The sequence below is a fragment of the Emergencia sp. genome, assembly GCF_048465375.1.
Lineage (GTDB): Bacteria > Bacillota > Clostridia > Peptostreptococcales > Anaerovoracaceae > Senimuribacter.
Genome location: NZ_DBFWLQ010000017.1, coordinates 23669 through 36781, shown reverse-complemented (window position 1 = coordinate 36781; position 13113 = coordinate 23669). Strand labels below are relative to the sequence as shown.

The window sequence follows — 13113 nt, the reverse complement described above, 5'->3', positions numbered from 1 at the left end:
ATTCTCTACTCTGATTTTTATTTCGTGCTGTTTGTATGACTGATGATTTACTTTCTCATTTCCAAAGCATACTCTTCATATTCTTGATTGACCTTTTTTTCTGGAGCCTTCGTCACCAGGCTGACAATGATGTTGACTGCTAGAGCGACCAGAAATGCTGGCAGCAGCTCATAGATTCCGAATGCACCGCCCAGAGGTTTGATTGCATACTTCCAGACAAAGATCATCATTGCGCCGACTACCATGCCGGCGATGGCTCCTTGCTTGTTTGAACGTTTCCAGAAGAGGGCGCAGAGCATCACCGGTCCGAAGGTAGCACCAAAGCCTGCCCAGGCAAAAGAGACGATTTCGAAGACTGAACTATCGGGATTGGATGCGAAGAGGACGGCGATGACAGAAATTACGATGACTGTGCACCTTGCCGCCAGCATGGATTTCTTTTCACTCATGTTGATCTTGAGAAAATCCCGGAAGATGTTCTGCGAGACACTAGACGAGGCAGCTAGAAGCTGGGAGTCAGAGGTTGACATGGTAGCCGCCAGAATGCCTGCCAGGATGACACCTGCCACTAGGGCGGCCAAGGCACCGTGCTGACTGATCAGTCCTGCAATTCTTACTATGATCGTCTCTGAATTTGAACCATCGAGATATTCTATAGCACCAGCCTTTGTCATCCCGTAACCCACAATACCGATGGTAATTGCCACTGCCAGAGAGATTAGAACCCATATGGTGGCAATTCTTCTGGACAGCTTCAGCTTTTCTTTGTCCTCAATGGCCATAAAGCGGAGCAGGATATGAGGCATACCGAAGTAACCGAGACCCCAGGCAAGCATGGAACATTTTGATAGAAGTCCGTAAGGGGAAGCGCTGCCAGATGCCGGATCATAGGTCTGACTCAGATTGAGATATCCCGGCAGCGCGCTGGCGTTATCCACGACCATGTTCCAGCCCCCAGCGGCATTGATTCCGAAACCCAGTACCACGATCAGAGCAACTGACATGACGATACTCTGAATCAGATCGGTGGTGCTGGCTGCGAGAAAACCGCCTAACGTCGTATAACCCACGATGACGATGGCGCTGATGACCATGGCCCAGAAGTAATCGACACCAAAGAGACTGCCAAAGAGTTTTCCACAGGCAGCAAAGCCGGATGCTGTATAAGGGATAAAGAACAGGATGATGATGACGGCTGCGATGGCGTTGAGGACATTTTTTTCGTCGTGATAACGCTTTGAGAAAAAATCCGGAATGGTAATCGCATCGATATGATGGGAATAAGTACGAATCCGTTTGGCGACGATGAGCCAGTTGATATAGGTTCCCAGAGCCAGTCCGATGGCGGTCCAGGCAGCGTCAGCGATTCCCGTAAGGTAAGCGACGCCGGGCAGTCCCATCAAAAGCCAGCTGCTCATATCTGAGGCTTCGGCACTCATGGCAGTGACAAAGGGGCCCAGTCTTCTGCCGCCGAGATAGAAATCACCGACGTTGTTGTTCTTTTTTGAAAAATAGACGCCTACGCCAAGAACGAATAGCAGGTAGACGATAATTGCAATCATAATGCAAACTTGTGATGTATCCATAATGAACGATCTCCTTTCAATCAGAGTCCATTGTAACACAAATAGGATTGGACTGAAATACAGAATAAAGTCTAAACTATTATTGAATAACATAAAAATAAGCATTGTAATTTCAATGCTTATTAGTTAGACTATTATTTATACTAAAATTATTATTTTTTTAATCCGACGTAGATATGGATTTCGGCATCACCGTCCATGCAGTCATCCTGGTACTCTTCAAAGTCGCTGACGAAAGTGCGGGGCAGGTCCATGGACCATATTTCCATCCAGCAGTTTGCTACTGCGGTATGCATATCGCCCTTGACGACAAACTTGGCGTATCTGCCGGCTGGAATGGTTTTGACGATGGTATCTTTTGGCATCGTTTTGGATTCAGCGGCTTCACAGGCGACCATGATGGTATAATCATCCATGGCTCCGCCAGCGTAGTCTGTGTAGATACCGAGGGCTTTGTCACTGGTCTTGTTCTCTATTTGCGCATAAATACCTTCCCCATAAAACTTTTCCCAAAGTCCGCCGATGACGGCGCCCATTTCGGGAGACTGATTATTGGTTCTGGCGGCGAGACCGACGACTCTTTTTTCTTCTAAATTGACAATTTCGTAATTCATTTGTTTCTCCTATCTTTCTTTTGATAGGTTTATCTTAACAACTAGAACATGACATCAGTGTGTCATCAATTCTTGTTTTTTGAACTTATTTCTGCTGCCAGTTCGGAGAGTTCTTTTCGCAGTTTTTTTGGCTCTGCCAGTTCTGCCTGAGTGCCAAAGCTGAGAATCCAACTGAAGAGACTGTATTTATCAAAGGCTTGATAGGTGACTAGCAGTTTCCCGTCAGGCTGCTCCTTCATCGCATCGATGCCGAATTCTTCAATAATGCGCCATTTCATTGTCGGCTCAAACAGAATCTTTGCTTCAAAGGAAGAAGGAAAAACTGTTTCACTGGAAAGGTCGGGCGTTGGCACCGGTTTTGGATTAAAGAAAGTTCCTTCTTTCGTCAAGTTCATCATCCGGCCCAGCTTGAACAGCCTGAAATTTTGTTTTTCCAGGCAGAATCCCCAGACATACCAGGAAGACCAGTGAAACACCAGAAAGTAGGGTTCAATTTGGCGCTTACTCCCTCCCTTGGGAGAGTAATAATCAAATTTCATCAGACAGGATTGTTCAATGGCATTTTGGATCAATTCGATTTTTGGCGCGAGGGAGGATTTCTGCTGTGACGACAGATCGATCAAAATGTGATCGTTGTTCGTCAGGATTTCAGAGCTGCCAGCGGAGAGCTTTTCCATCAGCTGCTGATAGCGATTTGTGCCGCTGACACTGTCCAGGCTGCGCAGGCCGGCCAAAATAGACTTCATGTCTCCTGAAGTCAGGAGGGTCCGCTCCATGCGATAACCTTGTATGATAGAAATACCGCCGTCTCTTCCCTGCTGTGTGACCAGAGGGATGCCAGCCATGCATAAATCTTCGATGTCACGGTTTATCGTACGCCGGGATACTTCGAATTTTTCAGCTAGATAAGGTGCCGTCACTTTTTCTTGCTGCAGCAAAATAGATAGGATTCCGATGAGGCGGTCGATTTTCATAAACAGATTCTCCTTTTTTCAATAGATATGAACTTATTATAAATGAAAAGTTATGTTTGTGGCGTGATTATTTTCATGTTTTTTAAAAATGCCATCAAAATCGGATGGAAAGCATAATCACCGCTGCGGCAAAATCAACCAGTTGTGGCAATTTCCATAATCATATATAATTGCAGTAACAGAGAGGAGTCACCCATGAGTAGAATTCAGTTTCAAACCATTTATACTGCAGAGACAGCCAATCCGCATATGACAGATGCCACATACCACAGTGTTTTGCCCTCACTGGAACTGGCCCCGTATATCCGCTGCTTCTGGGGTTCGGAGGAGGACTTTGATCCCGGCAGTTCAGCCATTTACGGAAACACTTTGATTGTACCGGATACCTGTTTTGATTTGATGCTCGTGAAAGACAATGAGAAAGGCTCCTATCGAATGATTTTTGTGGGTATGAGCAGTGCTTATAGTATCGATCAATGGAGAGAAGATGAAAGAAAGATGAGCCTCTTTGCTATTCGTTTTCCTTTTTGGGCTATGCATCTGATTGGGAATTTTCACTGCAAAGATACCATGGATCAAATTTTGCCAGCGGAGGAATTTTTTCCTGCAATAAGTCAACTCTGCGAGCAAATTTTTGATCAACCAGCGTTTATAGGAAGAGTCCGCCTCGCTGAACAATACATAGAGAAGATGATTGACGACAGGAAACTGAATGCGCCTTTTCTCAATGGCGTAGAGCTGATGCTGAAACAGAAGGGAAACGTCACTCTGGAAGATCTTTCAAGGTATTCGGGTTACAGTCACCGCCAGATCCAGCGGATTTTTCGTGAAGTGACGGGCGCTTCGCCAAAACAAATGGCGGACTTGGTACGCTATCAGTCTCTATGGCAGGAGATGCTGCAATCGGGCGGCCTGAACTATCAGGATCTGGTGCACAAGTATGGTTATACAGACCAATCTCATATGATTAGCGTGTTCAAAAAGTATCATTCCATGACACCACGGGAAGCTCTGAAGTCAATTTTAAAATAGACTGCGAAAAAGATGTCGCCTTTTTCCTATTCTATATTCTGTAAAGACGTTATAATTAAAAAAACAAATAGGAGGAGAAATGATGCAATTTGTATGCTTATTATCTGTAAAAGATATCAATAAGGCGAGAGCCTTTTACGAAGAATTATTTGACCTCAAGGTTGATGCCGACTTTGGCATCAATATAGGTTTTGACTGCGGACTTGCCTTGCAGCAGGAATTCGGCTGGCTTACGGGAATTCCGGACGAAGAGATCAAGGATAAGGAGAACAGCTTTGAGGTTTATTTCGAATTAAAAGATTTTGACGGGTTCGTGGAAAAACTGAAAAAAAGGGAAGACGTGTGCCTGCTTCATGACGTGAAAGAGCACGGATGGGGACAGCGGGTCATTCGTTTCTATGATTTGGATAACCATCTCATAGAGGTCGGCGAAAGCATGAAATCTGTTGTGAAGAAATTCCTGGATCAAGGCATGTCCATGGAAGAAGTGGCAAAGAGAATCGATGGAACAGTCAAAGATGTAGAGAATATGCTACATGCTGCAGAATAATGATTGTAATAGAATCATTTCTTTGAGGGCGGAGCCGCAGGCTTCGCCCTCATTTTGTCACGCATCTTGATCTTTGTACACCTCCAGCATCATGGGCAGGACGCGTTTTGCATACTGAGCGAGGGAGTAATCGCCGTTGCACAGGCACCAATCGTACATCAGTCCCCGCTCCAGCATGGCGTAGGTCTTGATGATTTCGTTGATAGAGAGGTCGCTGCGCAGTTCGCCCTTTTGCTGACCTTCCTGCAGGATTTTGCGCAACAGCTTGTAATAGATTCTGTCCTGATCCAACAGGTGGCGGTCGCCTCTGGTGATCAGCTGTGAAGAAAAGAGCCGAGCCAACAGATCTACAGAAATGGAATTCTCTATCATCAAAAATAACTCTTGGTTGAGATAAACTAATTTGTCAATGGCGCTGCTCTCTTCTTGCAGTGTATCTTTCAGTTCCTCATATTTCTCATCAAAGAGGAAGGAAAGAGAGGAGAGCAAGGCATCTTTTCCTTCAAAGTAGTGGTAAAAAGAGCCCTTTGAGGTACCGGACTCTTCTACGATTTCGTCTACCGTCGTATGGTCATAGCCCTGATCGTAGAACAGTTTCCAGGCAGCGGAGATGATTTTGCCCTTTGTATTTCTAGTATTTCTCTTTGCCATTTCCTTCTCGTCCTTTCTAAAACAGAGAGAGCTGCACGCCTTCATCCTTCTTTGGCGGCATGTAATTATGAGACAGGGTGTGCCTGCTCTTGATTTTGCGCAGGCGTTTGTAAAAGGCGGTCCTGTATTCCTGGTCTAATCGCCCCTCTTTATATAAATCTTGTAAAATCGGTTCCAATCTGGGATACTCCAACCTGATAAAATCGAAAAAAGAACGTCTCGTCCGTCCGCGCAGATTCATCAGCCCTGGCAAGGCATAGGAAACTTCTGCTTCTTCGCCGTGAGCGTAAAGGGTGTCGAGGTTCTCGTCAGAGTCGGTCAGATAAGGAATAATCGGCATCATGTGCAGACCCCTCGAAGCATCCGTTTTCGAAAATTCCTTGAGCATTTGAAAACGACGCAGGGAAGGAACTCCGCCCGGCTCAATCTTCTGCCTGATATTTTCATCCATGCAGGTGATGGTTGCAGCCACGTTGACATAGGTGATGCTGGCGAGCTCTGCAATCAGATCAAAGTCCCGCAGAATGAGATCAGATTTGGTGGAAATGATGCAGGGCGTCTTGTATTTGATCATCAATTTCAAGATATCCGGCATCATTTTGCGCTCTTTTTCGATGGGCTGATAGCTGTCAGTGACGCCTCCGATGTTGACAATCTCCCGTTTCCAGGATGGACTGGCAAGCTGCCTCTCAAGCTGATCCGCGACATTTGTTTTGATGTAGATGGTGTCAAAAAAGTCATTGTCAGGCATGTAATCCTGGGTATATAGAGCGAAACAGTATTCGCACTTGTGCTGGCAGCCGCGATAGATGTTCAGATCCCAGTTATAAGGCAGTCTGCGGCTGTGAAGTTTGTTTAGCGCTGCTTTGCAGGTGATTTCACGAAAATGAGACGACATATAATGCTTTATTCCTCCCCCAATAAATGTTAGAATAAGTATAAGTATACCACATTTAATAAATTTAAGGGAGAAGAACATGGAAAAGAGAGGCGTCTGCCAGTTTTTGTTAGATCATGCAACGCGCGCACCCATATCCTTTCATATGCCAGGTCATAAAGGGGAAGCCATCTATCGTGAAAATGGATACGGCAGGTTTTTGGATCAGATGATGGATTGTGATATCACAGAGATTCCCGGAGCCGATAACCTCTTTCAGACCGAAGGCATAATCAAAGAAACCATGGAGCGATACGCCAAGCTGTATGAGGCAAAGGAGAGTTATCTGCTGATCAACGGCAGCAGCGCGGGGCTGATTGCAGCAATCCTGTCTTGTGCACCGGCTGGCGGTGAGATCATCATGGCGAGAAACTGTCATAAGTCCATCTTCAACGGAGTTTCCCTGGCGGGTGCCGAGCCGGTTTACGCTTATCCGCAGTTGATTGCGGATTATGGGATTTCGGGAGAAATCACCGCAGATGAAATAACTCGCTGCCTATCAGAGCACCCAGGCAGCAGTGCGGTGATTCTACCCAGTCCAAACTACTATGGCGTCTGCAGTGACATCAAAGCCATTGCGCAGCTGGTTCACGATGCGGGCAAAATTCTCATTGTGGATCAGGCCCATGGCGCTCATTTGAAATTCTTTGACCGGTATATAGGTGACAGCGTCAAAGCTGCCGAAAATCTGGGGGCAGACATTGTCATTGACAGCGTTCACAAGACGTTAGCATCCTATACCCAGAGTGCTGTTGTCAACCTCTGTTCAGACAAGGTTGACAAGTATGAGTTTGAAGATAAGCTGCAATTGATTGAGAGTACCAGTCCGTCCTATCTTTTAATGGCATCTCTGGATATCAATGCAGATTTGTTGGAACGAAAAGGAAAAGATCTGATATGGCAGTGGGAAGAGAATTTGCAGTATTTTTACAGGCGGGCGGCGGAGATTGAAAGCCTGCGGGTCATGGATCACCCACTTCTGGATCATACCAAGATCAATCTGGATATGAGCGCTTACGGTATCGACGGCTTACATCTAGAAGAACTTTTGATGAAACAAGGTATCTTCGTAGAGCTGGTGACGGGGAACATCGTCATGTGCATGACAGGAATCGGCAATAAACGATACGACTTCGACAGATTGTTCTCTGCATTGCGGGAAATAGCCTCTAATCGCCAAATAACGATAAACTCTGCACCAGCAAAACAGATTTTGACACAGAAGAAGCTGGTGCAGAAACCACTGCCGCGGCAGAAGGAGCGAATCAAACTGAAGGAAGCGGCAGGCAGAGTCTGCGCATCCTCCATCATTCCTTATCCGCCGGGTATCCCCGTCATCTGTCCGGGGGAAATCATCGACCAGGAGATATTGAACTATGTAAAAGAATTGCGGGAAAAAGGAGAAAAGGTAATTGGCATTGATGACCAGGACCGAGTTGTCGTGGGAAAGGAGCGTGTATAATGGCAAAAATTTGTATGGCCGGGGCAGGCGGTGTAGTTGAGACTGCAGAGTATATAAAAAAAGAACTGCTGAAGAAAGGGGCTATTCCACCGGAACTGAAAGATGAGGTGCGCCATATTCAAGATGGTGTTGGTATTGATTTAATCGTCTTTGAACGATATTATATGCGAAATGGCAGTTATGCAAGCTTGACTGTAGCGATTACTGGCGACGAAGAGGCCGTTTATGTAGATGGAATCGGTGCTGGCGGAGGCGGTGGACTATTCAATATATCCTGGGGAAGTGAAAGCGATTTTGCAGATCAGCTGACAGAGATTCTAGAGAAACGAGGGTTTCAGGCGCTGGTGCAGGAGGAACACTGAATGATAGAAGTATATAAAGATCAATCATTAGCTGGAAGGGACATCCCTTTTGGCATCTTGGATGTCAGATATCCAGAACAGGCGGAATGGGACTTGGCCGCCTTTGGCAAATTGAAAGAAACAGAACTTGCTGCCATCAAAGAGCAGGCAGGGACCTATGACCGCAAGGCTGCGTTCTCGGAGGAGCCGTATTTCCGCTATTTTAGGAAACACAAGAAGACCTATCCTGTCATGGCGCAGCTGGAAAGCTTTTTATTAAAGGGACGGCCTTTCCCGGAATACAACCCCATCAATCAGGTGGCCTTTCTGACGGAATTGAAGACGCGTATGCTGACTGGTACTCACGACGCGGACAAGATAGAAGGTGCACTGGTTTTGTTCGAGGCAGCAGAAGAAATTCCCTTTGTCGGCATGGGCGGACGTGATAAGCACAGCTATAAAGGAGACTTGACTGGCAGAGACGACAGTGGCGTGGTTTTGACCATGATTTCAGGACCAGATGAGAAGACCTGTCTGACAGACAAGACACTCCATCCGGTTTATATGGTCTTTGCTCCCGAGGGGCTGCCGATTGCGAAAGTAGAAGGCTGTCTGAATCAGATGGAACTTTATATCAAAACATTAGCACCGGGGGCAGCCATCGAGAGTGCGATTATATAATCGCAGTTGAGGAAAGGATAAGAGAATGAATAGAGATACAGAAAAAATATTTAGAGAACTGCAGAAGTATCTGGACCAGTTTGGAAAATTGTCAGAAGAAGAGACCAAAGAGAAGATCGACGAATTTATGAAACAATATAACGATAAACTGGTGCCTGATGGGCCAGTGGAAAAGGATCAATGGTACTATCTGGATCTGGCGATGGAAGCAGAGGACGTTAAAGTGGCAAGGAAAAACGCGCAGAAAGCGCTGACCATCGATCCCTATTGTACAGATGCGGAACTGCTTCTCATCGATTTGATGGACATTACGCCGGAAGAGGCAAAGAAACGTTTCGAAAAGTTGATCAAGAAGACGGAAAAACACTTAGAAGAGGAAGGCTATTTTGCAGAAGAGAACATCGGCAGCTTCTACATGATTAACGAGACCAGGCCGTATATCCGTGCGTTGGCGACTTATATGGATGACCTGATCGGCCTGGGAAAGTTTCGCCTGGCCATTCGTACAGGTGTCAATATCATCAGACTGAATCAAAACGACAATATGGGAATTCGTTATGACTTGATGGCACTCCACGCTTTTATGGAGGATGTATCATCAGCAGAAGGACTTCTGGCGGCTTACGAGGAGGAAAGTGCGGGCATGTTGTTTCCACTGATTCTGCTTTACTATAAGGTGGACGATTATAGCAAAGCCCGTAAGTATCTGAAGCTGTTAGCGAGGAAAAACCCGGATTTGAAAAAGCTGATGATGGAAGAACTGACTGACGAGGACTTTGACCAAAACGCCATGCCTTTTGGTTATGCGATGGATACCATCGGTGAATTGATGGACGTGATCAATCGAACTATGTTTTTGATCGACAGTTCTGTGGGTGCGATGTTGTGGATGAAGAGTGAACTGTCCAAGATGTAAAGCCAGCTGGCAAAATCGTGCGGACTTATTGACGAAATCGCAGCTAAGGCAGACGCATGTTGCATCGTCACTAGAAATACAGCCGATTATAAAAATGCAAAGCTACGATATTATAGCCGGAAGAGCTGACGGATTTATGATTCAACTGAATTTCGCTCAATGACTGAGATATAATAAACGTGGAAATAGGAATCTTGAAGCCCTAGCCCGATTTACTTTAAGTAAATCGTTGGCAGGTCTCATGCGAAAAGTCCCCAAATCTTGATTTGGCAGACATGACCGCTTGATTCCGTCATTTCCACGTTTTTTATGATGTTATTATCTCAGCTTAAAGGTCTTTGGCGCATACTTATATGCGAAAATCAGAGAGAGGATGACATATAGCACAGCAAAACCTACCATACAGGAGCCAAAAGCGATGGTTGGCAATTTGATGTACATGAAGGCAAAGGGAATGAGATACGTGATGTAATTGACAATCCCATATGTGGCACTTTTTGTCTGCAGTTCTACATTGTATGGCTGTAACAGGTAATACATGACCAGGTGGTGGACGGAAAAGAACACCGACATGGATATGATGGAAAGAAACAGCACGAGGTAGTTGAGCGGGTTATCAGTGCCGCCTGACAGATACAGCACCAAGGGCAGACCCAGGGCGATCAGAGCGGCGGGCAGCAGGTTGATAGCTACTAAAGTGCGCAGTCTTTGCCGGAACAACTGCAAGACTGCTTCCGGCCGACGGTAAAATCGATAGGTGAGCATGCTGTGATCGCAGTTCATGAACATGGCCTGTGTTACCGATTGCCCGCGATTGATGAAGTACATGAACATCAGAGCCAGAGGCAGAGAGTTAAGCATCATCCTGTTGGCTCTGGCGGCAATTCCCGGATTGAGGTAAATCATAGCTACGACGCTGACGAGAATTACAAAGATACCGATGGAAAAATTCCTTGCGGACCTGGTCAGCAACTTGCGGTGACGCTTTACAAAGAGTTCATGGAGATATCCGTAGCCGGTTTTATTGCTGCTGACTTTGACGGAGCTGTCAAGCTGCTTCTTTTGATAAGTGTCGATATTCGCCTGCTTTACTGCATCATTGTAACCGAAAAAGATGTTGTTATTCTGCAGCAGGTCCTTATAGACCCGGCGGTATCCCTGGAATCTCCAAAGATATACGCTTCCCACCAGACCAAAGATTACCACGGGGACCATCAAAATATAAAAGATGGTCTCGCTGAGGTGCCAGTTTATCAACGGCAGCCCATAGGCGCAGAGCAAAATTGCGAATATGGTTATCCAAAGCGCTGGCGAAGGTTTGTTTTCGTTATAAGTTTTTCTGCCTGTCCGCTGGGATCGCCACAGCAAAAAGCTGTGAAAGCAGATTTTGCTGAAGACTACGAAAATTGCCATCAGAATACAGGTCGGCAGACGCAATCCAACGAACAGGCCACAGACGATAAACGAAACGCCCAGACCCAGCAGAGATTTCAATAGAAAATATCCATAATTGGTTAATGTGTACTCGCGTGGATCCATCTTCAGCAGGAACATGGCATAGTATTTGTCCTTTGTGGGGTTGAACAGGTGTGAGTTCATGATGACGCCAATCAAGGTCATCAGCAAAAAAATGTGCAGCAAAATCGCCGCTGTATCCGCTTGATACAGGATAGCTGGCAGATAGATCATCAAAGCCACATAGAGTGGTTTTGTAACGAAGATGTTAGCGAGCTCCAGAATGATGCTGACGATGTTTGCAAATATTTTTAACCCGCGGCTCTTGTAAAGGGCAGCGGGAAGAAGCCTCTTAACCAGAGGAATCTGCTTCAGGGAAAAGATGACGCCGTTTGCCCTGTATGTATTCTTCAGTGCAAAAGCACATTTGAATGTTTTAAACATTGTCCTCTCCCTTCAAAATGCTGATGACGCGTTCCTTCAGCCCTGATTCCGTCAGGTTCGTCTTGTCGATTTCTTCTAAAACGCCGTTATTGAGAATGACGATTTCATCGCAGAGACTGACGGCCAGATCCATAATATGGGTGGAGAAGATGATGATGTGATCGCTTTTGATCTGTCGCAGAAGATCTTTCATCTGTTCAGCCACTAATACGTCGAAAGAAGTCAGCGGTTCATCCAAGAGTAAAATGCCGGCGCTGCCGATGATATTGACCAACATCTGCATCTTGTTTTTCATACCATGGGAATAATCCTTCATCAGTTTATCACGGTCTTCTTCTTCGATGTCCATGAAAGCGAAGTATTCGTCGATGGCCTTAGGTTCCTTGACTTTTTCAGCGTTGATATCGAGAAAGAATTTGAGAAACTCTCTGCCGGTCAGGAACTCTGGCACAGCAGGCGTGGAGAGTACATAACCGATATCGTCAGGTACAACGCAGCGCTCTGCACCATCCTCCTCGATGACAAAAGAACCTCCGTCGATGGGCAGATCTTCATTAATGCAGTTGAACAAAGTGGTCTTTCCCGCGCCGTTTTTTCCTAGCAGTCCATAAATTTTTCCTGTTTCAAAGGTAAAGGTGATGTCCTTCAAAACCTCTTTGCTTTCAAAATTTTTCTGTAAGTTAATTATTTTCAGTTTCATCTCAATGCTCCCCGGTTCTTGATTTAGTCCAATTATTATATTATAGTAGTTTGCCATACGCAAGTAAAATGTTTGTAAAAGACACGGCAAACCCATGAACATCAGACCATAAACAAAATCGGCTCAGTTATAAAGACAATTTTACTATCTGGAATCCTTTTGCAAAAAATGGGTTTGCCGTGATGTGAAAGGGAATTTCATAAATTGAAATTGACAGTCGGCCTTTTTTGCAGTATTATACTTAGTACACTAATTATTAGCCTACTAACTAAATTTGGAGGAAAAGAGATGAGTTACGAAAAGACATACTACAGTGATCTGTTTAAAAAAATCGCCAATGGCCAAAAGGCTATGCTGAATCACGGCGTTGCCCAAAACGGTATTACCTATGTGCAGTCATTGGTTTTGCTGTTTCTCAACAATATGCGCTATCGGTTCGGCAAAGATCATGAGGTCAGCCAGAAGGATGTTGAGGATTACTTATTACTGAAGGGTTCCACGGTGACCCGTCTTTTAGGACGCATGGAGGAGAACAAACTGATTCAGAGAGTACGCAGCCAGAAGGATTGCCGCAGCAATTATCTGGTGATGACAGAAAAAGGAGAATCTTTTGTGCCCGTATTCTACCAAGTATTAGACCATGTTGAACAGTTGATGACAGACGGATTCAGCCAAGAGGAAAAAGAGATGCTGATGACGATGTTAGAACGTGTTCTTGAAAACATGAGAAAGCAGGCTTAGAAAGTTTTGGCGTATTGGGAGGGAAGAAG

General features: G+C 45.5%; 14 protein-coding genes. 7 read left to right on the top strand and 7 right to left on the bottom strand.

Features of this window, described 5'->3' with window-relative positions:
• Positions 1-47 precede the first annotated feature (47 nt).
• From ACMQ5W_RS11600 to ACMQ5W_RS11590, 3 genes are all read right to left on the bottom strand, one after another.
• Complete coding sequence (locus tag ACMQ5W_RS11600; protein WP_419025295.1) at positions 48-1586, bottom strand: sodium/proline symporter; 1539 nt, start codon at positions 1584-1586, stop codon at positions 48-50.
• 152 nt (positions 1587-1738) lie between these two features.
• Entirely contained in the window at positions 1739-2200 is a 462-nt protein-coding gene (locus ACMQ5W_RS11595; RefSeq protein ID WP_419025294.1) for a GyrI-like domain-containing protein, read from the bottom strand.
• Between the two features lie 65 nt (positions 2201-2265).
• Complete coding sequence (locus ACMQ5W_RS11590) at positions 2266-3174, bottom strand: helix-turn-helix transcriptional regulator (RefSeq protein ID WP_419025293.1); 909 nt, start codon at positions 3172-3174, stop codon at positions 2266-2268.
• Positions 3175-3369: 195 nt separating this feature from the next.
• Between ACMQ5W_RS11590 and ACMQ5W_RS11585 the strand changes: the two genes are divergently transcribed.
• On the top strand, positions 3370-4206 hold the full coding sequence (locus ACMQ5W_RS11585) for a helix-turn-helix domain-containing protein (RefSeq protein WP_419025292.1): 837 nt from the start codon (positions 3370-3372) through the stop codon (positions 4204-4206).
• A gap of 79 nt (positions 4207-4285) precedes the next feature.
• Complete coding sequence (locus tag ACMQ5W_RS11580; RefSeq protein ID WP_419025291.1) at positions 4286-4756, top strand: VOC family protein; 471 nt, start codon at positions 4286-4288, stop codon at positions 4754-4756.
• A gap of 57 nt (positions 4757-4813) precedes the next feature.
• Here the strand turns inward: ACMQ5W_RS11580 and ACMQ5W_RS11575 are convergent, their stop codons facing one another.
• Positions 4814-5407, bottom strand: coding sequence for a TetR/AcrR family transcriptional regulator (locus tag ACMQ5W_RS11575; RefSeq protein WP_419025290.1), 594 nt, complete (start codon positions 5405-5407; stop codon positions 4814-4816).
• A 16-nt stretch (positions 5408-5423) separates the two neighbouring features.
• A complete protein-coding gene (locus tag ACMQ5W_RS11570) occupies positions 5424-6305 on the bottom strand; it encodes an SPL family radical SAM protein (protein WP_419025289.1) in 882 nt (293 codons plus the stop codon).
• A 79-nt stretch (positions 6306-6384) separates the two neighbouring features.
• On the opposite strand from ACMQ5W_RS11570, the gene ACMQ5W_RS11565 reads away from it, so the two are divergent.
• Genes ACMQ5W_RS11565 through ACMQ5W_RS11550 form a run of 4 tightly spaced genes read left to right on the top strand, consistent with a single transcriptional unit; the run spans position 6385 to position 9744 of the window.
• Complete coding sequence (locus ACMQ5W_RS11565; protein WP_419025288.1) at positions 6385-7806, top strand: aminotransferase class I/II-fold pyridoxal phosphate-dependent enzyme; 1422 nt, start codon at positions 6385-6387, stop codon at positions 7804-7806.
• Complete coding sequence (locus ACMQ5W_RS11560; protein WP_419025287.1) at positions 7806-8168, top strand: DUF6054 family protein; 363 nt, start codon at positions 7806-7808, stop codon at positions 8166-8168. Before ACMQ5W_RS11565 ends, ACMQ5W_RS11560 begins: the two co-directional genes overlap by 1 nt.
• Complete coding sequence (locus ACMQ5W_RS11555; RefSeq protein ID WP_419025286.1) at positions 8169-8828, top strand: hypothetical protein; 660 nt, start codon at positions 8169-8171, stop codon at positions 8826-8828. It abuts the gene before it with no gap.
• Positions 8829-8853: 25 nt separating this feature from the next.
• On the top strand, positions 8854-9744 hold the full coding sequence (locus tag ACMQ5W_RS11550; protein ID WP_419025285.1) for a hypothetical protein: 891 nt from the start codon (positions 8854-8856) through the stop codon (positions 9742-9744).
• A 318-nt stretch (positions 9745-10062) separates the two neighbouring features.
• Here ACMQ5W_RS11550 and ACMQ5W_RS11545 read toward each other — a convergent pair whose 3' ends face one another.
• Complete coding sequence (locus ACMQ5W_RS11545; protein ID WP_419025284.1) at positions 10063-11643, bottom strand: hypothetical protein; 1581 nt, start codon at positions 11641-11643, stop codon at positions 10063-10065.
• Positions 11636-12343 (bottom strand): ATP-binding cassette domain-containing protein, encoded by a 708-nt coding sequence (locus ACMQ5W_RS11540; RefSeq protein WP_148491172.1) that lies wholly within the window; start codon positions 12341-12343, stop codon positions 11636-11638. Before ACMQ5W_RS11540 ends, ACMQ5W_RS11545 begins: the two co-directional genes overlap by 8 nt.
• A gap of 288 nt (positions 12344-12631) precedes the next feature.
• On the opposite strand from ACMQ5W_RS11540, the gene ACMQ5W_RS11535 reads away from it, so the two are divergent.
• Positions 12632-13084 carry a MarR family winged helix-turn-helix transcriptional regulator gene (locus ACMQ5W_RS11535; RefSeq protein ID WP_148491173.1) on the top strand — a complete coding sequence of 151 codons (453 nt, stop codon included), beginning with the start codon at positions 12632-12634 and terminating at the stop codon, positions 13082-13084.
• Positions 13085-13113: the final 29 nt, after the last annotated feature.